Below are 20,308 nucleotides of genomic sequence, written 5' to 3'. Positions count from 1 at the left end.
TCGTGCTGCATCAGTGCCAGGAACAACTTCAGCTGTTGAGGCCATATTGCACACGGCTTCACAGCTCGTGCAGGCCGCGCAGGACCCGGCGCATGAGGTCGAGGTCGGGCCTGCCTTCGGGGGTCGCCACGCTCGCGTGCACCTCGACCAGACCGGCGTCGTCCATATCGCCGATCAGCACCCTCGCCACGCCGAGCGGCACCGACATCAGCGCGGCGACCTCGGCCACGGAACGTGGCTCGACACACAGCTCCCGCACGGTGTGCAGCTCGTTGCTGATCACGCCGCTCCACGCGGGCCCCGGCCTGGTGGTGATCAGCGTTTCCAGTGCGTAGTGCTTACTCGTCTGTGTCCTGCCCTTGGTCAGCACGTAGGGCCGCACCAGCAACCGGTAGGTGTCCTCAGTCGCCCTGGCATCGGGTTCGACACCTTCAGGGTCGTTGGCGGACTCGGGCTCGGGGGCGGTCTCCAGCAACTCGGCGGAGGGAAAGCGCGCACCCGAGCGGCCGGTTCGTCGTCCGGACTGTGCACTGTCGCCGGGATAGCCCATGCGTGGCCGCCTCGAATGCTCGGGTCATGGCTCGCTGACGGCGTCGGCTGCGAGATGTTCAATATTACTGCGGGTGTCCAGGCCCCACCCTTTTGTCCGAGTCGCAGCCGAAGTCAATCACCCTCCGTGTGGCGATCATCGGATGATCCTTTCTCGCGCCTGCAGCAGGGCGTCGATGATCACCTTCTCCCTGGCGTCATCCAGGCGGACTATGGGAATCGAGCAGCTCAGCGCCTCGTTCACGGTGTCGCCGAAGTCCAGTGGGACCGCGAAGCAGCGCAGCCCCAGGGTGGATTCCTGCTCGTCGACGGCGGTTCCGCGCCTGCTGATCTCCGCCAGTTGCTCGCGCAGTACCGCGCGATCTGTGATCGTGTGTTCGGTTCGCGCGGCCAGCGTCTCGGGCAGCAGTACGTCGACCTCGTTCCAGGGTCGTCCCGCGAGAATCGCCTTGCCGAGCCCGGTCACCCAGCACGGCAGGCGTCTGCCCGGCCGGGAGACGACGGCGAGCGAGTGGCGGGAGATGCACGTCGCCAGGTAGACGATCTCGTCGCCGTCCAGCCTCGCCAGGTGGATCGTCTCACCGAGTTGGTCGGACAGGTCGTTCATCACCGGCTGCGCGCGCTGCACGACGTCGTCGTGCTCGACGTACGCGGCACCCGCTCGTAACGCTCTGATACCAAGCCGGAAGCGGGAGCCGGAGTCGTCGTGCTCCACCCAGCCGGTCCGCACCAGCGTCACCAGAAGGGCGTAGGCGCTTGCTCGGGGGATCGCCAGGTCACAGGTCACCTCCCGGAGTGACCGGGGCGATTCGGCGGCGCTGAGGTACTCCATCAGCGCGATGGTGCGCTCCGCGGATTTCACGCTCCGCACACCCCCGCCGTCCAGCGGATCAGCCGTTTCGGCCACCAATTCCTCCCAAGTGCGCCCTTGACGTATCAACCCTCCGGGACTTTACTCCCGTCTACAACGATAGACGTCGTCTCCACTTGTAGACAAGAGGTTCTTCATGGCGCTGGCCCATCCGCAGCTGACCGACTCCCTCACCGGGCTCCTCGGCTTCCCCGTCACACCGTTCCGGGAGTCGGGTGAGCTGGACCTTCCGCGCTTCGAGGAGCATCTCACCGAGATGCTCGAGGCCAAGCCCGCCGCGCTCTTCGTCGCGTGCGGAACCGGCGAGTTCGCCTCACTGACCCTCGCCGAGCACCGGCAGATCGTGCAGACGGCGGTCGCACACGTCGACGGCGCCGTGCCGGTGCTCGCGGGTGTCGGTGGCGGCACCCAGGTCGCGGTCGAGTTCACCCGCTCGGCCGAGCAGGGCGGCGCCGACGGAGTGCTCGTCCTGCCGCCGTACCTCCAGGTCGGGCCGCCGTCCGGGCTGGTCGAGCACTACCGGCAGATCGCCTCGGCCACCTCGCTCGGCGTGATTCCCTACCAGCGGTCCACCGCGATCTTCACCCCGGAATCGGTCGCCAAGCTGGCCGAGATCGAGCAGGTGGTGGCCTTCAAGGACGGCCACGGTGACATCGAACTGCTGCAGCGCATCCGCACCGTCTCCGACGGGAAGCTGCTCCTGCTCAACGGTATGCCCACCGCGGAGACCTTCGCCCGTGCCTACGCGGCGATCGGTGTCCGGGCCTACTCCTCGGCGACCCTCGCCTTCGCGCCGAAGATCGCCCGCGCCTTTTTCGACGCCTTCGAGCGCGGCGACGACGTCCTCCAGCAGACCCTCCTGCGCGAGTTCTACGTGCCGCTCGCGCAGTTGCGGCACACCACCAACGGCTACGCCGTCGCGCTGGTCAAGGCTGGGCTCGACATCCAGGGGCGTTCGGCGGGCTCGGTCCGGCCACCCCTGATGGACGCCTCTCCCGAGCACCGCGCGGAGCTGGCGACGCTTATCGAGCAGGGCATGGCCGCGATCGAGACGGCGGCAGTCGCATGAGGGCGGCGCAGGGAACCGGTTTCGTGGCCGGCAACGAGTACCGGGGCCGTGGCCAGGCTTTCCGGGCGCTGGATCCGGCGACCGGCGACACCACGGGCCCTGAGTTCACCACTTGCGAGCCGGACGAGGTGGCCGAGGCGGCGAAGCTCGCCTGGACCGCGTTCGAGACCAACCGGGAACGCCCCGAGCGCTGGCAGGCCCCACTGCTGCGGGAGATCGCGAGCAGGCTGGGCGACGCCCGCGAAGCCGTCCTGGCCACCGCGCGGGCGGAGACCGGGATCAGCTCGGCCCGGCTCGAGGGCGAACTCGCCCGAACCCGCAACCAACTGCTCGGTTTCGCCGACGTCGTTGAGCGCGAGGCCTTCGGCGAGCCGGTGCACGACGAGGCCGACCCCGAGGCCACTCCGCCCCGTCCCGACCTGCGGCGGGTGCTGATCCCGATCGGGCCGGTCGCCGTGTTCGGCGCGTCCAACTTCCCGCTCGCGTTCAGCGTCGCGGGCGGCGACACCGCGGCCGCGCTGGCCGCGGGCTGCCCGGTGCTGGTCAAGGCGCACCCGTCCCACCCCGGCACGAGTGAACTCGTCGGCGCGTGTGTCGCCGAGGCGGTCGCGGCGTGCGGGCTGCACCCGGGCACGTTCGCCCTGTTGCAGGGTGCCGGGAACGAGACCGGTTCCGCGCTGGTCACCGCTCCGGAGGTGCGCGCGGTCGGCTTCACCGGATCCTTCGGCGGCGGCCGGGCACTGACCGCGCTCGCCGCCGAGCGGCCACGGCCGATTCCGGTGTTCGCCGAGATGGGCAGCCTCAATCCCATGTTCGTCACGGCCGCAGTGGCCCGCGAGCGGCTGGATTCCGTCGTCCAGGGGTTCGTGACCTCGATGACCTTCGGCGCGGGGCAGCTGTGCACCAAGCCGGGAGTCGTGCTCACGACCGAGGGCCGGGAGTTCGCAACCAGGGCGGCGGCGCTGCTCGACGAGGTGGAGCCGGGAATTCTGCTCAACCAGGCGACCAAGGACGCGTTCGAGGCAGGCACCCGGATTTCCGGTGTCGAGGTGCTGACGAAGCCGTGCACCGAGACCGGCGAGGGGCTGCGGGCCGCCCCGGTGCTGGTGCTCGCCACCCTGGCCGACCTGCGCCGGGAGCCCGCGCTGCTGGAGGAGCACTTCGGCCCGTTCGCCGTGGTGGTCGACCTCGACTCCGAGGACGACTTCGCCGAGGCAGCGAGCCTGTTGCCCGGCTCGCTCACCGCGACCGTCCACTCCGAACCCGAGGACCACGAGCGGCTCGGGCCGCTGGTCTTCGAACTCGTGGAACTCGCGGGCCGCATCGTGCACAACGGCTACCCGACCGGCGTCAGCGTCAGCGGAGCCCAGACCCACGGCGGGCCCTTTCCTGCCTCGTCGGACAGTGCCCACACCTCCGTCGGCTGGACCGCGATCCGGCGGTTCCAGCGGCCCGTCACCTTCCAGGACGTCCCCGAAACGCTCCTGCCACCAGTTCTGCGTACCGCCCTTTTGTTCAAGGAGGAACAATGAGGTCCCCTCTGCGCGTGATGAACACCAGCAGATCCCCCGTCCCGAGAGCGGCCGCGATCGTGGTCACCGGCGCCGTACTGCTGACCGGCGCCTGTTCGGTCGGTGGCTCCGAGGCCGGCGCCGCCGCCGACACCGTTCGGATCGTGTTGCCGGAGGAACCACCGACGCTCGAGCCGTGCGACGCCTCGCTGACCGCGACGGGCCGGGTGACCCGCTCGAACATCACCGAGCCGCTCACCGAGCGCGTGCCGGAAACCGGTGAGCTGGAACCGAAACTCGCCACCGAGTGGGAGCAGACCGAGCCGACGTCCTGGACGTTCCAGCTCCGCGAAGGGGTCAAGTTCCACGACGGCACCCCGCTCACCGCCGAGGCGGCCGCGTTCTCCATCGAGCGCACGGTCAACTCCGACATCGGCTGCAACGTCGACGGGTACGTCTTCGGCGACAGCGAGCTCACCGCGACCGCTGTCGACGACACCACCGTCGAGGTCACCACGGCCACGCCGGACCCGATTCTCCCGCTTCGGCTGTCCTTTGTGGAGATCGTGCCCGCGGACACCGACGCCGAGGCGAAGGTGCGGCAGCCGGTCGGTACCGGGCCGTACCGGATCGACCAGTGGAACCAGGGCGTGAGCCTGCGCCTCGCCGCGTTCGACGGCTACTGGGGCGAGGCTCCGCCGTTCCCCACCGCCGAGTACGTGTGGCGCGCCGAGGGCAGCATCCGGGCCGCGATGGTCTCCAGCGGTGAGGCCGACGTCGCCGTCGGTCTCGCGCCGGCCGACGGCGCGGGCGACAGGGCCGTCGAGTACCCCAACAACGAGACCTCCTACCTGCGGATGGACGCGACCAAGGCGCCGCTGGACGACATCAGGGTGCGTCAGGCGATCAACTACGCCATCGACAAGGAGGGCATGGTCGCGTCGGTGTTCTCCGGCCTCGGCCAGCCCGCCGGGCAGGTCGTTCCCGAGGGCGTCACCGGGCACAACCCGGACGTCGGCCCGTGGCCGCACGACATGGCCAAGGCGAAGTCGCTGATCGCGGAAGCCCGTGCGGACGGGGTGCCGGTCGACACCGCCATCACGATCATCGGCCGCAACGGCATCTATCCGAAGGCCGCGGAGGCCATGGAGGTCGCGCAGAACTCGCTCATCGAGGTGGGTCTCAAGGTGGACATCCAGATGCTCGACGTGAACGCGTGGCTGGAGTACCTGCTGCGGCCTTTCCCCACCGACATCGGCCCGACACTGCTGCAGGCACAGCACGGCAACCAGGCCGGTGACGCCGCGTTCACGATGGGCCAGATCTACGGCAGCGAGGGCGCGCAGAGCAGCTACGGCACCGCCGAGCTCGACGCGCTGGTCGAGGAGGCCGAGCTGGCTTCCGGCGCCGACCGGCAGGCCAAGTTCGCCGAAGCACTGGCCTACCAGAACGAGAACGTCGTGCGGGATGCGGTGCTGGCGCACATGACCGGCATCATGGCGTTGTCCCCCTCGGTGACCTACGAGCCGAACTCCGCGACCAACGACGAGATGCATCTGGCCGAGATGCACCCGGCAAGCTGAGGACGCGATGGTCACCTTTCTGCGGCGCCGCATCGTTTCCAGCGCCATTCCGCTGCTCGTCGTGATCCTCGGCGTGTTCTTCCTTGCACGCCTCACCGGGGATCCAGCCAACCTCTACCTCCCGCTCAGCGCCACGCCGGAGATGAGGGCGGACTTCGCCGCCCGCAACGGCTTCGACCAGCCGCTGATCGTGCAGTTCGGTGACTATCTCGCGCAGATAGTGCGGCTCGACTTCGGTGAGTCGCTGCGGACGGCGCAACCGGCCGCCGAGGCCGTGCTGCGGGCCTTCCCCGCGACGCTGCAACTCGCGGGCGTGACCATGCTGCTGGCGATCATCGGTGCGGTGATCGTCGGCAGCCTGGCCGCCTACCGGCCGAACTCCCTGGCCGACCGGGTCGCGAGCTTCCTGTCGTCCACCGCGGCGAGCATGCCGGACTTCTGGTTCGCCATCATGGGTGTGCTGATCTTCTCGGTCACCCTCGGCTGGCTGCCGACCTCCGGGACCGTCGGTGCCGCGGCCTGGGTCCTGCCCATCGCGACACTGTTGATCCGGCCGTTCGGCGTGCTCGTCCAGGTGGTGCGCGGCGCCATGGTGTCCGCGCTGTCCGCGCCCTACATCAAGGTCGCCCGCAGCAAGGGCGCCGGCGAGCAGCGGGTGATCTTCGGACACGCGCTGCGCAACGCGGGCGCTCCAGTGCTCACCGTCGCCGGTGACCTCACGGTCGGGCTGATCAACGGCGCGGTCGTGGTGGAGACGATCTTCGGCTGGCCTGGCATCGGCAAGCTGATGATCGACTCCATCCTGCAGCGCGACTTCGCCGTGTTGCAGGCCGCGGTGCTGCTGACCGCGTTGACGATCTTCGCGCTGAACATCCTCATCGACGTCTGTTATGCGCTGCTCGACGCACGGGTCCGACAGGGGGCACTGGCATGACCGGCACGAACGGGAAGGCAGGGCAGATCATGGGAAGCAGGATGCTGTCCCTGTTGGGCAAGGACCGGTTCGCCAGCGTGGCCACCGGTGTGCTGATGTTCGTCGCGCTCTGCGCCGCCGTCGGGCCGACGTTGTTCGGTGACCTCGCGACGGAGCAGCACCTGCGGGCGGACAACCTGCCGCCGCTGAGCATCGGCGAGGGCTGGGCGTTCCTGCTCGGCAGCGACTCGCTCGGCCGCAGTGTGTTGGCACGGCTGATCGTCGCGGCGAGCACGACGATGTCGGTCGCGGTTCCCGCGGTACTGGTGTCCCTTGTGGTCGGCTCGATCTGGGGCATGTGGGCCGGGTTCCACCGCGGCTGGCGGGAGAACGTGTCGATGCGCATCGCCGACGTGATCCTCAGCTTCCCCTCGCTGCTGCTGGCCGTTGTGGTGCTCTACGTGTTCACGCCCAGCATCGCCAACATCATCGCGGTGCTGGCGATCGCGCGGATCCCGATCTACCTGCGGACCGCGCGGGCGGAGTCGGCCGAACTGCAGAGCAGGCTCTTCGTCGACGCGGCGAGGACCTTCGGCACCGGCAACTGGGCGACGATCCGCAGGCACGTCGCGCCGATCGTGCTGCCCACGTTGCTCACCGTGGCCGCGGTGGACTTCTGCTTCGTGATGCTGACGGAGTCCTCGCTGAGCTTCCTCGGCATCGGTATCCAGCCGCCGGACGTGTCGTGGGGACTGATGGTGGCGCAGGGCAGGCAGGAGCTGCAGACCGCGTGGTGGATCGCCGTGTTCCCCGGGCTGGCGATCGTCATCACCACCGTTTCGGCGACGATCATCGCGGCGTGGGCGAGGATCGCGACCGACCCGGGTCAGCGGTGGCGGCTGACCGTCCCGAAGCGCAAGCGTCGTGACCTGGCCGGAAAGGGGACGGCATGAGTATCGGTGACAGTGCCACCGTGATGTCCACGGTGGTCAACCAAACGGACCGGCCCGCGATGGACGTGCACGGGCTTTCGGTCGACATTCGCACCCCGGACGGTTCGGTGCACGTCGTCCGCGACGTGAGTTTCTCCGTACGCTCCGGCGAAACCCTTGCCCTGCTCGGCGAGTCGGGCTGCGGCAAGAGCATGACCGCGCAGGCCGTCGCCGGGCTGCTCGACCCGATCGCCGAGGTGGTCGACGGGCAGGTGTTCCTCGAAGGTGAGGACGTCCTGCGCATGAGCAAGGCCCAGCGCCGAAAGGTCGCCGGTCCGGGACTCGCCGTGGTGTTCCAGGACGCGTTGACGGCCCTCAACCCGGTGTTCACGGTCGGCTCGCAGCTGGCGGAACCGTTCCGGATCCACGAGAAGCTCTCCCGTCGTGCGGCGAAGGAGCGGGCGATCGAGCTGATGGAACGCGTCGGTATCCCGGAGCCGCGTTCGCGGGCGAACGCCTACCCGCACCAGTTCTCCGGCGGGATGCGGCAGCGGCTGCTGATCGCGATGGCCGTGGCGCTGCGTCCCTCGGTGCTGCTGGCCGACGAGCCAACCACCGCGCTCGACGTCACCGTGCAGGCCCAGATCATGGAGCTGCTCGCCGACCTGCGTACCGAGACGCGGATGGCGCTCGTGCTCATCACCCACGACCTCGCCGTGGTGGCGGAGCAGGCCGACCAGGTGGCCGTCATGTATGCGGGGTCCATTGTGGAAACCGGGCCGGTCGCCGAGGTCTTCGGCAACCCCCGGCATCCGTACACGCGCGGGCTGCTCGACTCGGTGCCCGCCGACGCCGAGCGGGGTGCGCGGCTGCGCTCCATCGAGGGCAGCCCGCCGCAGCTGGCGGCGATACCCTCCGGCTGTGCGTTCCGCACCCGCTGCCCGATGGCGCGCGATCTCTGCGCCACCGACCCGCCACCACTGGTGGAGACGGGCGTGGGACGGGCGTCGGCCTGTCACTTCTGGAAGGAGCTCGCCGATGCCTGAAAGTGCACCGCTGCTCGACGTCAGCGGGCTGAGCAAGAGTTTCCGCGTACCGCGGAGCGCGTCGGGCAGCACCCGGCTGCAGGCGCTCGACGGCGTGAACCTGCGGCTCGGTCGTGGGGAAACACTGGGCCTTGTCGGGGAGTCGGGCTGCGGCAAGTCGACACTCGCCCGAGTTCTGCTGATGCTCGAACGGCCCGACTCCGGCACCGTCCGGTTCGACGGTGTGGATCCCTTTTCCTTGCGGGGCAAGGAGCTGCTCGCCTGGCGCCGCCGGGTGCAGATGGTGTTCCAGGACCCGTTCGCCTCACTCAACCCACGGCTCAACGCGGCGGACCTGATCGGCGAGCCGTGGCGTACGCACCGCGACCTGGTACCACCCAAGCGGCGCGAGCAACGGGTGCGGGAACTGCTGGACATGGTCGGGCTGCGACCTGGCGACGCGCGGCGCTACCCGCAGGAGTTCTCCGGCGGACAGCGCCAGCGGATCGGGATCGCGCGGGCACTGGCACTCGACCCCGCCGTGATCATCTGCGACGAGCCGGTGTCGGCGCTGGACCTCTCGGTGCAGGCACAGGTGCTGAACCTGCTCACCGATCTGCAGGCCGAGCTGGGCGTGGCGTACGTGTTCATCTCGCACGACCTCTCGGTCGTCCGGCACGTCGCCGACCGCGTGTCGGTGATGTACCTCGGCAGGGTCGTCGAGACTGGTCCGACGGAGGAGGTTTTCGGCTCGCCCCGGCACCCCTACACCGCGGCCCTGCTCTCCGCCGCCCCCACGCTGGCTCCGGCGCTGGCAGGCAGCCGGGAGCGGATCGTGCTCTCCGGCGAGGTGCCCTCGCCGGTCGATCCACCTTCGGGCTGCCGGTTCCGCACCCGCTGCTGGCGGGCCGAGGACGTGTGCGCACAGGTCGTCCCGGTGGACGAGGCGGGCGCTGGCCAGCCGTCGCACACGGCCGCCTGCCATCTGCCCCTCGAGGTGGTGACGGCCGGCATCGCCCGATGAGCGTGACGGCCTTCGCGATCGCGGCGTTCGCCGTGCTGCTGGGGGCGTGTCTGCAGGGCGCGCTCGGCTTCGGCCTCGGCATGCTCGGCGGGCCGATCCTCGCCCTGCTCGACCCGACCCTGATTCCGGGACCGCTGCTGCTGCTCGCGACCGCGCTGACGTTGATCGTCGCGGTCCGCGAACGGGCGGAGCTGGATCTGTCGGGAGCGAAGTGGGCACTGCTCGGCCGGGTGCCGGGGACGGTCGCGGGCGCGGTGCTGGTCGCGTACCTGCCCGCCAGGATTCTCGCGCTGGTGCTGGCGGGCGTGGTGCTGGTCGGCACGGCGATCAGCGCGTTCGGCTGGGTACCGAGACCCACCAGAAACGCGGTGATCGTCGCCGGGATGGCCTCGGGCGCCATGGGCACGGCAACCGCGATCGGCGGCCCGCCCATGGCCCTCGTCTGGCAGGACTCGGCAGCGTCCAGCCGACGCGCGACGATGAGTGCCTTCTTCCTGGCAGGCTGCATCATGTCGGTGGCCGCCCTGACCGTCTCCGGCACCATCACCGCCACCACGGTGGTGTCAGCCGCCCAACTCCTCCCCTTCCTCCTGCTCGGCTACGGCGCCAGCCTCCTCCTGAACCGCCACCTCAACCAGGCGAAACTCCGCACCCTGGCCCTGACCCTCTCCGCCACCGGCGCCACCCTCCTAGCCCTCCGCCAGCTCTAGCCGGACTTGAGTGCGCGATCCATGCACACGTGTTTGCGTTCCATGCACACAAATGCGCGTTCCACGTACACGTGTTGGCGTTCTACGTACATCAGGTGATCTCCAGCAGCCGACGTAGGTCAGCCGCGGGCTGGACACCGGAGACCGGTGACGCACCGTCGATCACCAGCGAGGGGACACCGGTGACGCCGTGCTCGGTCGCGCGTATCTGGTCGGCACGCACCGCCTCGGCATAGTCATCACCGGCGAGGACGGCGCGCACTCGTTCGAGGTCCAGTCCTACCTCGACGCCCAAGCGCTGCAGCACTCGTGGGTCGGCGACGTTGAGCCCCTCCGTGTGGTAGGCGTGCAGCAGGCGCTCCATTACCTCATCAGCCAGTCCGTGCGTCGCGGCGAGATGACACAGCCGGTGCGCGTCGAACGTGTTCACCGGCCGGGCCAGATGCAGGTTCAGCTCCAGGCCCTCCGCGACGCCCAAGGTCTGGATCCGAGCGATTCGAGCCTGCGCCTGGTCACCCCACCAGCCGGTCATGGCCTCGGCGGCCGTGGGGCCAGGGACCCGGCCTTCCTCAGGGGCGAGTTGGAAGCTGCGCCAGACGATCTCCACGCCGTCGTGACCGTCGATCGCTTTCGCCAAACGTTGTTTGCCGATGTAGCACCACGGGCACAACACGTCGGCATAAATCTCCACCCTCATGGAAGTGCTCCTCACAGGTCAGTCGCCAGGCAGGCCCAGCCACTGATCCTGCAACCTCCATCAAACTAGAGGTCAAGAGTCCCTGGTGAGGCAACGATGCCGCCGACTTCGCACATCCAGGGCGTGAGTTGGCAGCACCAGCGGCCGAGTTTGCACTTACGGCCCGGAATCGGACCCGGCGCACTCGCCGAAACCAGGCGGCAGCGACGTCGTGAGCTGGTCGTCCCAGCCGTCGTCCCACTCCAGCCGGACTTCGGTGATCATCGAGTACAACCGCAGCGCCGCCTTCGCGGACTCGTGCACGCCGAACTGGTTGCGCGGGCGGTAGGTGATCGCTTCGTCGCCCATGTCGATACCGACGGCGAAGACGTCCTGGTCGTTCTCCGGATTGACGAGGGTGAACAGTCGTGGCCTGCAACGCATGCCGGACCTCCGATTCCTGGTTCCACTGTGGACCACCTGGAGTGTCCGGCCGGGAAGCCGGAATCCGGCGCGCCGAAAACCGGGAATCCCGCATTTCGCCGTCCCGGTGCGATCATCAGCTGATCACTGTGCGTGGGGAGGACATCACCGTGGCGGGGCGGAGCAGCCCATCGTTTCGCAAGCGTCGGCTGGGGCGGCGACTGCGGCAACTTCGTGAGTCGGCGGGCCTGACGCTGGAAGAGGCGGCACCCCGGCTCGACAAGGCGCGCAGCAGCCTGCACCGGATCGAAAACGGCGAGACCAGGGCCGACGTGCACCTGGTCCGCTCGATGATGGACCTCTACGACCAGTACGACCCCGGCCTGCTCGACCTGGCCAGGGATGCGGCGAAGAAGGGCTGGTGGCGCCAGTACGGCCTGAAGGACTTTGGATATGTCGATGTGGAGACCGAGGCGAGCAGGACTCGCGAGTTCCAGCTGATCAACATCCCGGGGCTGCTTCAGACCGAGTCCTACATGCGGCCGCACTTCATGTCATCGTACCGTCCACCTCCTAGGGACGAACTGGACAACGCGGTCGCAGCGAGGCTGTACCGTCAGCAGCGGTTGACCAGTGAAGCGCAGCCAATGCATTTGCACGCGATAGTCGACGAGGCCGTTCTGCGGCGCCAGGTCGGCGGCGTCAAGGTCATGCGAGAGCAACTCGAGTACCTGATCATGGCGTCCGAACTTCCGACAGTGCTGCTGCAGGTGATTCCGTTGGGCGCGGGTTCCCATGCCGCGATGAACGGAGCCTTCGACATACTCAGCTTTCCCGACCCTGGAGAGCCGGACTTGTTCTACGTTGAGTACCCGACGGGCTCGATGCACATCGAGAAGGCTGACCAGGTCCAAGAGGGTATCCTCTTGTTCGAGCACCTTGGCGCTACGGCTTTGTCGCCTACGGAGTCGGTTGAGCTTGTCTGCCAAGTGCTTTCGGAGTCGACGTAGCCAGAACGGGGAGCCATGCTGCTGAGTGAAGCAAAGTGGCGCAAGAGCAGCCGGAGCGGTAATACGGGCAACGGCGGCAGTTGCGTCGAGGTGGCCTTCCTCGCTCCGCAGGTCGCCGTGCGCGACTCCAAACTCCCCACCGGTGGCGCGCTGGTCCTCAGTCCCGCCGCGTGGCGACACTTTTCCGAGAAAGTGCGGTCAGAGGTCGAGTAGCTCGACCGGGTCGAACGAAACCTCGAACGGCTCGGTGACCTCGAACAGTCCGCCTGCGGCTGCTTCGGCGACGGTCACGTATTCGCCGTCGGTCAGCCGGAAGAGTCGCAGACTGGCGAACTCCTGCCGGAGGTCTGCCTGTGCGACCAAGTAGTACGGGATGCCAGCCTCGGCGCACATGGCGGGCTTGTCGATCCGATCCCGGTTCCGGCTTGACGGGGAGACGAACTCACCGACCAGCAGGGCATCGCCCGAAGGGACCCAAACACCGGTCTGGGCGCGGTTGAGTACCGTAATGTCCGGCTGGATCCAGCGTTGTGCGCCGAACATCAAGTTGACCGAGGGATAGACCCGGCATCCGGACGCCCGTACGGGGGCGTCGATGAGCATCGCGAGGCGCAGCATGCCGTAACCGTTGGGGCTGGCCTCGTAGGGGCTCGTTACCAGCTTTCCGTCTACGCACTCGTACTTGACCGGTGGTGCACCTTCGATCGGAAGATAGCGCTCGGCGAAGGTTGTCGTCCAAATGCCCGCGAGATCAACTAGCGGGTCGAACGGTCGTTGGGCTGCGGTCGCCACCATCTGCGCACCTCCAAACCTCAGAGTCGAGGCCAGCTCACCAGTCGGTTGACCGGCATCTTTACTTCCGGCGATGCCAGAAGTAAAGCTAGCGTAGCTGTTAAGCATGGTTGCGGATCCCGCACCTCTTGACGCTTCCCCCGCCGCGTCACCCCCTGCACCTCCTTGCCCGGAATGTCGGTGGGTGCGGGTAATTTCCGACGTCCAAGATCAATGAAGGGCGTGTGGGTGAAGAAGCGGAAGACGTGGGTGTCGACACTGGTTCTGGTGGCGGTCGTGGTGGCGGCTCTGGTCTGGCAGGCTGACGAGCTTCTCGGTCCCGCTGACTCCGCGGCATCCCCCACGCCACCGGTCCCCGCGGGCAGCGGACCGCCCGGCATCCCCGACGGCGACACGGCGAAGAGTCACCTTGCCGAGCTGGCGGTCGCGCCGGACGGCTCGATGGCCGGGTACGACCGGGAGAAGTTCCCGCACTGGAGCAGCCAGGGCGACAACTGCAACACTCGCGAGGTCGTGCTGGAGCGTGACGGCACCGACGTGAAGGCGGGCGAGAACTGTGCCCCCACCTCGGGCACCTGGTACAGCGCGTACGACGGCGCGACCTGGTCCGACCCCGCTGACCTGGACATCGACCACGTCGTCCCGCTGGCCGCCGCGTGGCGTAGCGGCGCGTCCGGCTGGACCGACGATCGGCGCGGCGATTTCGCCAACGATCTCGACGGCCCACAGCTCATCGCCGTGACCGACAACGTCAACCAGGAGAAAGGTGACAAGTCACCGGATCAGTGGAAGCCGCCGTCGGTGTCCTACTGGTGCACCTACGCCAGCATGTGGGTCACCGTGAAGCACAAGTGGGAACTCACGATCAGCGACATGGAGCAGACGGCGCTGACCAGCATGCTCGGCCGCTGCTGACGAGACCTGCGGCCAGCGTTCGCCGGGGGTTCATCCCAACACCGCACCCCTGTCACTCGATCGGGTTAAGAACCAGCGGTGAGAATTCGATCGAAAGTCCTCAGCGCGGCACTCGTCGTGCCGCTGGTCCTTGGGGCGGCTCCGGCGGGCGCGCACTCCGCCTCGTCCGGCGACGGCGTCCCCAGGTTCGGCCCGCACTTCCAGCGCACCGCGACCCTGCCGGTATACCGCAACTCCTCGCCAGAGGAGACCACGGCGGCGGAGATCGCCGCCGCCACCCCGGACGGCCGCACGGTCGTCTACACCGACTCCCCCGGTCAGCGCGTCGGTATCGCAGCCCTCGTCGGTGCGACGGACCTGCGCCCCGCGGGCACCATCGCGATGCCGGGCGAACCCACCTCGGTCGACATCGTCGGCAACCTGGCGCTGATCGCGGTGAACACCTCGGCCTCGTACACCGAGCCATCCGGCCTGCTCCAGGTCATCGACCTCGACAGCAGGCAGGTCGTCGCCAGCCACGATCTCGGCGGCCAGCCCGACTCGATCGACATCTCGCCCGACGGCCGCTACGCCGCGATCGCCATGGAGAACGAGCGTGACGAGGACACCGCGGACGGCCAGCTACCGCAGGCGCCCGCGGGATTCCTCCACATCGTCGACCTGGCCGGTGACCCGGACTCCTGGCAGGTTCGCCGGACCGAGCTGACCGGCCTCGCCGAAGTGACACCGGAGGACCCGGAGCCCGAATACGTCTCAATCAACTCCCGCAACGAGGTCGCGGTGACCCTGCAGGAGAACAACCACATCGCGATCGTCGGCCTGCGCGAGGGCAACGTGCTCCGCCACTTCTCCGCCGGAACGACCACAGTGGACGGTGTGGACACGGTCGAGGACGGCCGGATCGACCCGAGCGGCTCGGTCACCGCGCCACGGGAACCGGATTCGATCAGCTGGCTGGACGACGACACCCTCGGCACCGCCGACGAGGGCGACTACCAGGGCGGCAGCCGGACCTGGACCGTCTTCGACGCGGCGACCGGCGAGGTGATCCGGGACTCCGGGAACGAACTGGAGAACCTCGCCATCTCCTACGGCCAGTACCCGGAACATCGAGCGGAGAACAAGGGCGTCGAGCCGGAGGGCATTGCCGTCGCCACGTACGGCAGGCACCGCTACGCCTTCGTCGGACTGGAACGCGCCAACCTCGTCGCGGTGTACGAAATCGACGACCCACGCAGGCCACGACTCGTGCAGGGGCTGCCGACCGGCGTCGCGCCGGAGGGCATCCTGCCGATCCCGAAGCTCGGCACGCTGGTGGTCTCCGCCGAGGAGGACTCGGCCGAGGACGGCGTGCGGTCCTCGCTCGGTCGCTACCGCCTCACCCACACACCGCTGTTCGCGGACCTGCGGCACAACCGGGCCACGCCGTCCGTCGTCTCCACCGGAATCGGCTTCGGCGCGCTGTCCGGCCTGTCCGGTATTCCCGGTAACCATCGCGAGGTGGTCGCCGTGACCGACGACGCCTACGGGCCGAGCCGTGTCCTCACCGTGGACGCCCGTCGATCCCCTGCTGTCGTGCACCGCGAACTCCAGATCACCAGGGACGGCGCCCCGGTGACCTACGACGCCGAGGGCATCGCCGCGCTGCGGGACGGCGGCTACTGGCTGGCTGCCGAGGGCAAGCCGAAGGACGGCATCCGCAACCTGCTGGTGCGCCTCGACTCGCGCGGTGTGGTGCGGCAGGAGGTCGCCCTGCCACCCGGTGTCGAGGCCGGGGCGAGCAGCAATGGATTCGAGGGCGTCGCCGTCGTCGGGCACGGCCGCGGCGAGCAGGTGTGGGTCGCCGTGCAGCGGGAGTGGCGCGACAACCGGCCTGGGGAGGTGACGTTCGCCCGCTACACCCCGGCAACCGGAGAATGGGCGTTCGCGGCATACGCGCTGGAAACCGCGCCGGACGGCGGCTGGGTCGGGCTATCGGAGCTGACCGCACTGGACGACGACACCCTGCTGGTGCTGGAGCGGGACAACCAGCGCGGGGCGAACGCGGCGCTGAAGAAGGTGTTCCGGGTGGAGATCGCGCGGGTGCGGCCGGTGCCGGAGGGACAGGACAAGCCGGTGTTGCGCAAGTCGCAGGTGCGGGACCTGCTCCCGGAACTCGCGGCGGGCGGTGGTGAGGTCGCGGACAAGCCCGAGGGCCTCGCCGTTCTCGGCGGGCCCTCCCGGTTCGGGTCGGTCGACCTGGTCGGTGCGGTGGACAACGACGGCCTCGACGACGCACCGGGCGAGTCGATGTTCCTCCGTCTCGGCCGCGTCTCCCGCTGAAACGGCACTTTCCCGGGAAAGTGCGAGACGGCAACGCCGGGACCTGGCCTTACCCGCCCGGGGCGTCGCACTTTCCCGGGAAAGTGCGATAGGTGCAAACGCAAGGAGGGCACTTTCCCGGGAAAGTGCCCGGTGAAAGTGCCCTCCTTGTGGTGCCTCCTGAGGGCGTGCGGTTGTGCCGCTACGCCTTGTCCTCTTCCGCCTGCGGCGTGCCGGACGGCGCCTCGTCGGTGGGCACGTCCGCCCTGCCGTCGGCCTCGGCCTCGCCGCCGATCTCCGGCGCCCCGACGGGGGTCGGCTTGGCGGGCTTGCGCTTCACCGAGGACAGCAGCAGCTGCGCCACGTCCACGACCTCGACGTTCTCGCTGGCGAGGCCGTCGTTCTGCCGTGAGGTGACGCCGTCGGTGAGCATCACGCGGCAGAACGGGCAGCCGGTGGCGATCTTCGACGGCGCGGTGCCGAGCGCCTCGTCCACGCGGTCGACGTTGATCCGCTTGCCGATCTTCTCTTCCATCCACATCCGCGCGCCGCCCGCGCCACAGCACATGGACCGGTCGCCGTGGCGAGGCATCTCGCGGAACTGTGCGCCGGAGGCCCCGACCAGCTCACGCGGAGCGTCGTAGACCTTGTTGTGCCTGCCGAGGAAGCAGGGGTCGTGGTAGGTGACGTCGTCGGCGATCGGGGCCACCGGGACCAGTCGCTTCTCCCGCACCAGGCGGTTCAGCAACTGGGTGTGGTGCACGACCTCGTACTGTCCGCCGAGCTCCGGGTACTCGTTGGCGAGCGTGTTGAAGCAGTGCGCGCAGGTCACCACGACCTTGCGCTTGAGCGGCTCGGTGTCGGAGAACACCGAGTTCAGCACCTCGACGTTCTGCTGCGCCAGCATCTGGAACACGAACTCGTTGCCCGCGCGCCGTGCCGGGTCACCGCTGCAGGTCTCCTCCGGGCCGAGCACCGTGTACTTGACGTCGGCCATGTGCAGCAGCTCGGCGACCGCGCGGGTGGTCTTCTTCGCGCGGTCCTCGAAAGCACCGGCACAACCGACCCAGAACAGGTACTCGGTGTCCCCGAACTCGCCGTCGAACACCGGGACCTCGAAGTCGAGATCCTCCGTCCACTGCAGACGGTCCTTGGCGTTCTGGCCCCACGGGTTGCCCTTGTTCTCCAGGTTCTTGAACATCCCGTTCAGCTCGGTCGGGAAGTTCGACTCGATCATCACCTGGTAGCGGCGCATGTCGACGATGTGGTCGACGTGCTCGATGTCCACCGGGCACTGCTCGACACAGGCACCACAGTTGGTGCAGGACCACAGCACCTCCGGGTCGATGACGCCCAGCTCGTCCGGGCCGCCGATCAGCGGACGCTCGGCCTCGGCCAGCGCGAGCACGTCGATCCCGGCGTGGCGCTCCTCCTCGGTCTCCCCCTTGAGGCCGATCTCCTCGCCGGTCATGTCCTTCTTGCCGCCGGCCAGCAGGTACGGCGCCTTGGCGTAGGCGTGGTCGCGCAGCTGCGTGATCAACAGCTTCGGCGACAGCGGCTTGCCGGTGTTCCAGGCTGGGCACTGCGACTGGCAGCGACCGCACTCGGTGCAGGTGGAGAAGTCGAGCCAGCCCTTCCAGCTGAAGTCCTCGATCTGGCCCGCGCCGAAGACGTCCTTCTCCGGGTCGGCCTCCTCGAAGTCGAGTGGCTTGCCCTCGCTCATCATCGGCTTGAGCCTGCCGAGTGCGACGCCGCCGTCGTCCTCGCGCTTGAAATAGATGTTGAAGAACGCGCTGAAACGGTGCCAGGCGATGCCCATCGTCATGTTCTTCGACACGACGATGAGCCACACGACCGCGCTCATCAGCTTGATGAACGCCATGACCGAGACGAAGGTGGCGCTCGCGGGCAGCAGGTCACCGATGGGGTTCGAGACGAAGGCGGCCCAGGTGGGCACCTCGTGCACGCCCATCGCGGCCTTGCCCGCGCGCACACCGAGGATGCCGATGCCCTCGATGATCACCACGGCCTCGACGAAGTACGCCCAGGCGAAGTTCGAGCCCGCGAAGCGCGACTGCCGGTCGGGACGGCGCGGGTTGTTCAGCTGGCGGATGATCGCCAGCGCGATACCGCCGGCGACCGTGCCGATGCCCAGCAGCTCCATCAGCAGATGCCAGACGGCGATGTCGTCCAGGATCGGCCAGCCCCACGTCGGCACGAAGACCTCGCCGTAGGCCTCGAACAGGGCCAGGGAGCCGATCAGGAAGCCCCACATGACCAGCCAGTGCCACGGGCCGACGTGGCGCAACTTGTTCATCCGCGTGTGCGCCGCGAACTCCTTGATCAGCGTCTTCATCCGGGGGACGAACGGACCGTTGCGGGTCGAGTCCGGCTGCCCGAGTCGGATCGTCTTGACCATGCGCATGATCGTGAGCACGAACATGGTCCACGCGACGACGCTGATCGCGACTGCGATCCCGCCGAGCGTGAGCTGTACAGCGCCCATGGGGAGGGGCCTTTCGTTCGGGGCTTCGCGGTGGTGGTTCGGGGAGCGTAACGCTTTCTACTGATGAGTAATGGATGAGCGCCGCCTAAGTCCCCCGGATGTGGCGCAGGCCTCGCCAACTATCGGGACGATCGTTCAGCTACTCTGGTCGAAGATATTATGGGAGGTGTCGTGCAACCGCAGCCCGACGGCCGCAAGGCGCGCGGCGAGAAGCGGCGAGCGGAGATCATCGCCGCGGCGCTCCGGGTGATCGAACGGGACGGCGTAGCCGGGGTGACGCACCGGACGGTCGCCGCCGAGGCCGGCGTGCCGACAACGTCCACGACCTACCACTTCGCCGGCCTGGACGACCTGCTGATGGCCACCCTCATCAGCTGCGCGCGCGACATGGCCACCGAGGTCTACTGGATGATCGACCGGGCCCGCTCGCGGGGCAGCGGCGGCGCGGCCGAGGTGGCGAACCTGCTGGCCGAGGCGCTGGGGCCGCAGCGCGGCCGCACGATGGCCGAGTACGAGCTCTACCTGCTGGCCTCCCGCCGTCCGGAACTGCGGCCGGCCGCGCGTCGCTGGCTGGACGTGCTCACTTCGATGGTGCGTCACGACGACGAGATCGCGTTCCGGGTGTTCCTGGCCGGTATCGACGGCCTGCTCATCCAGGGTCTCATCGACGACGAGCCGCCGACGGCCGAGGAACTCCGCCCGGTGGTCGACTACCTGCTCAAGCCCCGCTGACGAATGGAGGCATCAAAGCATCAGCGCGGTATCATGGGACCATGAGGACCACCGTCACCATCGACGACGACCTGGCCGTGTTGCTGGAAAAGAAGCGGCGGGCCACCGGGGCGACCTTCAAAGACGTGCTCAACGAGGCGCTGCGTGACGGTCTCCTCCACGATGTTCCCGCGCAGAAGGACAGGCGTGAGCGGTTCCGGACGAAGCCGTTGCCGCTCGGTGAGCCACTGCTCGACGATCTCACCGACACCGGCGAGGTTCTCAGCTACTTGGACGGCGAACGTTCCCGGTGAGCTATCTGCTCGACATCAACGTCCTGATCGACGCTGTGCATACAGCGTCGAAACGTCACCGCCAAGTGGTGGATTGGTTGGACAGCGCACTGACTGGTCCACCACGCACGGTGGGCCTGCCATGGCACACCATCCTCGGGTTCGTCCGGATCACGTCCAATGCCAAGGTGTTCGACCCTCCTGTACCGGTCAGCCAGGCATGGGATCGGGTAACCGAATGGCTCGACCAGCCAGCCGCCTGGATCCCCGCCCCCACAGATGTCCACCAGGAGCGCTTTGGTGAATTCGTCGACGGATTCATGCTCACCAGCGCTCTGGTGTCAGACGCTCACCTTGCCGCGCTGGCGGCCGAACACGGCCTCGTCGTGGTGTCGGCCGACCAGGGTTTCGCGCGTTTCGCCGAGTCGGGGCTCGTGCGTTGGCTTGACCCGATGTCTGCCTGACGCAGCCGGGCTCGCCCCGGCTGCGTCAGA

21 protein-coding genes are annotated in these 20,308 nt (G+C 68.3%); 15 read left to right on the top strand and 6 right to left on the bottom strand.

All coding sequences use genetic code 11. The features are described 5' to 3' along the window. Nucleotides 1-58 precede the first annotated feature (58 nt). Together BM199_RS01880 and BM199_RS01875 are read right to left on the bottom strand one after the other, a co-directional pair. A complete protein-coding gene (locus tag BM199_RS01880; RefSeq protein WP_091668458.1) occupies nucleotides 59-550 on the bottom strand; it encodes a DUF742 domain-containing protein in 492 nt (163 codons plus the stop codon). 135 nt (nucleotides 551-685) lie between these two features. Continuing rightward, nucleotides 686-1,456, bottom strand: a complete 771-nt coding sequence (locus BM199_RS01875) for an IclR family transcriptional regulator (protein WP_245788074.1) — start codon at nucleotides 1,454-1,456, stop codon at nucleotides 686-688. Nucleotides 1,457-1,556: 100 nt separating this feature from the next. Here BM199_RS01875 and BM199_RS01870 point away from each other — a divergent pair, with 100 nt between their 5' ends. Genes BM199_RS01870 through BM199_RS01835 form a run of 8 tightly spaced genes read left to right on the top strand, consistent with a single transcriptional unit; the run spans nucleotide 1,557 to nucleotide 10,187 of the window. Beyond that, nucleotides 1,557-2,489: a 5-dehydro-4-deoxyglucarate dehydratase gene (locus BM199_RS01870; RefSeq protein ID WP_091668455.1), complete on the top strand. Its 933-nt coding sequence runs from the start codon at nucleotides 1,557-1,559 to the stop codon at nucleotides 2,487-2,489. Between the two features lie 23 nt (nucleotides 2,490-2,512). Further along, complete coding sequence (locus BM199_RS01865) at nucleotides 2,513-4,021, top strand: aldehyde dehydrogenase (NADP(+)) (RefSeq protein ID WP_177242433.1); 1,509 nt, start codon at nucleotides 2,513-2,515, stop codon at nucleotides 4,019-4,021. Then, nucleotides 4,018-5,583 (top strand): ABC transporter substrate-binding protein, encoded by a 1,566-nt coding sequence (locus BM199_RS01860; RefSeq protein WP_218160274.1) that lies wholly within the window; start codon nucleotides 4,018-4,020, stop codon nucleotides 5,581-5,583. Before BM199_RS01865 ends, BM199_RS01860 begins: the two co-directional genes overlap by 4 nt. A gap of 7 nt (nucleotides 5,584-5,590) precedes the next feature. Continuing rightward, entirely contained in the window at nucleotides 5,591-6,517 is a 927-nt protein-coding gene (locus tag BM199_RS01855) for an ABC transporter permease (protein WP_091668451.1), read from the top strand. Further along, a complete protein-coding gene (locus tag BM199_RS01850) occupies nucleotides 6,514-7,449 on the top strand; it encodes an ABC transporter permease (RefSeq protein ID WP_091668448.1) in 936 nt (311 codons plus the stop codon). Before BM199_RS01855 ends, BM199_RS01850 begins: the two co-directional genes overlap by 4 nt. Beyond that, nucleotides 7,446-8,474, top strand: a complete 1,029-nt coding sequence (locus BM199_RS01845) for an ABC transporter ATP-binding protein (protein ID WP_342741686.1) — start codon at nucleotides 7,446-7,448, stop codon at nucleotides 8,472-8,474. The genes BM199_RS01850 and BM199_RS01845 overlap by 4 nt, the downstream gene beginning before the upstream one ends. Next, nucleotides 8,467-9,477 carry an ABC transporter ATP-binding protein gene (locus BM199_RS01840; protein ID WP_091668445.1) on the top strand — a complete coding sequence of 337 codons (1,011 nt, stop codon included), beginning with the start codon at nucleotides 8,467-8,469 and terminating at the stop codon, nucleotides 9,475-9,477. The genes BM199_RS01845 and BM199_RS01840 overlap by 8 nt, the downstream gene beginning before the upstream one ends. Further along, nucleotides 9,474-10,187: a TSUP family transporter gene (locus BM199_RS01835; protein WP_091668442.1), complete on the top strand. Its 714-nt coding sequence runs from the start codon at nucleotides 9,474-9,476 to the stop codon at nucleotides 10,185-10,187. Before BM199_RS01840 ends, BM199_RS01835 begins: the two co-directional genes overlap by 4 nt. A 91-nt stretch (nucleotides 10,188-10,278) precedes the next feature. On the opposite strand, the gene BM199_RS01830 is transcribed toward BM199_RS01835, so the two are convergent. Together BM199_RS01830 and BM199_RS01825 are read right to left on the bottom strand one after the other, a co-directional pair. Further along, nucleotides 10,279-10,884 (bottom strand): DsbA family oxidoreductase, encoded by a 606-nt coding sequence (locus BM199_RS01830; RefSeq protein ID WP_091668440.1) that lies wholly within the window; start codon nucleotides 10,882-10,884, stop codon nucleotides 10,279-10,281. Between the two features lie 156 nt (nucleotides 10,885-11,040). Continuing rightward, on the bottom strand, nucleotides 11,041-11,307 hold the full coding sequence (locus tag BM199_RS01825) for a hypothetical protein (protein ID WP_091668437.1): 267 nt from the start codon (nucleotides 11,305-11,307) through the stop codon (nucleotides 11,041-11,043). Nucleotides 11,308-11,435: 128 nt separating this feature from the next. Between BM199_RS01825 and BM199_RS01820 the strand changes: the two genes are divergently transcribed. Both BM199_RS01820 and BM199_RS01815 read left to right on the top strand, forming a co-directional pair. Next, nucleotides 11,436-12,296: a helix-turn-helix domain-containing protein gene (locus BM199_RS01820; RefSeq protein WP_091668435.1), complete on the top strand. Its 861-nt coding sequence runs from the start codon at nucleotides 11,436-11,438 to the stop codon at nucleotides 12,294-12,296. A gap of 15 nt (nucleotides 12,297-12,311) precedes the next feature. Further along, a complete protein-coding gene (locus tag BM199_RS01815) occupies nucleotides 12,312-12,509 on the top strand; it encodes a DUF397 domain-containing protein (protein WP_091668432.1) in 198 nt (65 codons plus the stop codon). Here BM199_RS01815 and BM199_RS01810 read toward each other — a convergent pair. Next, nucleotides 12,495-13,091, bottom strand: coding sequence for a Uma2 family endonuclease (locus BM199_RS01810; protein ID WP_091668430.1), 597 nt, complete (start codon nucleotides 13,089-13,091; stop codon nucleotides 12,495-12,497). The genes BM199_RS01815 and BM199_RS01810 overlap by 15 nt on opposite strands. A gap of 210 nt (nucleotides 13,092-13,301) precedes the next feature. On the opposite strand from BM199_RS01810, the gene BM199_RS01805 reads away from it, so the two are divergent. Further along, entirely contained in the window at nucleotides 13,302-14,003 is a 702-nt protein-coding gene (locus tag BM199_RS01805; RefSeq protein WP_091668427.1) for an HNH endonuclease family protein, read from the top strand. Between the two features lie 78 nt (nucleotides 14,004-14,081). Next, the gene (locus BM199_RS01800; protein WP_091668425.1) at nucleotides 14,082-16,325 is read left to right on the top strand and encodes an esterase-like activity of phytase family protein; all 2,244 of its coding nucleotides are present in this window, start codon (nucleotides 14,082-14,084) and stop codon (nucleotides 16,323-16,325) included. 181 nt (nucleotides 16,326-16,506) lie between these two features. Here BM199_RS01800 and BM199_RS01795 read toward each other — a convergent pair whose 3' ends face one another. Next, nucleotides 16,507-18,810, bottom strand: a complete 2,304-nt coding sequence (locus tag BM199_RS01795; RefSeq protein ID WP_091668422.1) for a (Fe-S)-binding protein — start codon at nucleotides 18,808-18,810, stop codon at nucleotides 16,507-16,509. A 159-nt stretch (nucleotides 18,811-18,969) separates the two neighbouring features. Here BM199_RS01795 and BM199_RS01790 point away from each other — a divergent pair, with 159 nt between their 5' ends. From BM199_RS01790 to BM199_RS01780, 3 genes are read left to right on the top strand one after another with little or no spacing between them, the layout of a single operon-like run. Continuing rightward, nucleotides 18,970-19,542 carry a TetR/AcrR family transcriptional regulator gene (locus BM199_RS01790; RefSeq protein ID WP_425425481.1) on the top strand — a complete coding sequence of 191 codons (573 nt, stop codon included), beginning with the start codon at nucleotides 18,970-18,972 and terminating at the stop codon, nucleotides 19,540-19,542. 41 nt (nucleotides 19,543-19,583) lie between these two features. Beyond that, entirely contained in the window at nucleotides 19,584-19,835 is a 252-nt protein-coding gene (locus BM199_RS01785; protein ID WP_091668420.1) for a hypothetical protein, read from the top strand. After that, on the top strand, nucleotides 19,832-20,278 hold the full coding sequence (locus BM199_RS01780) for a TA system VapC family ribonuclease toxin (protein WP_091668417.1): 447 nt from the start codon (nucleotides 19,832-19,834) through the stop codon (nucleotides 20,276-20,278). The genes BM199_RS01785 and BM199_RS01780 overlap by 4 nt, the downstream gene beginning before the upstream one ends. Nucleotides 20,279-20,308: the final 30 nt, after the last annotated feature.

Source organism: Amycolatopsis marina, assembly GCF_900111885.1.
Classification (GTDB): domain Bacteria; phylum Actinomycetota; class Actinomycetes; order Mycobacteriales; family Pseudonocardiaceae; genus Amycolatopsis; species Amycolatopsis marina.
Note: the sequence above shows the minus strand (reverse complement) of the source record. Positions and strands in the feature narration are given on the sequence as shown.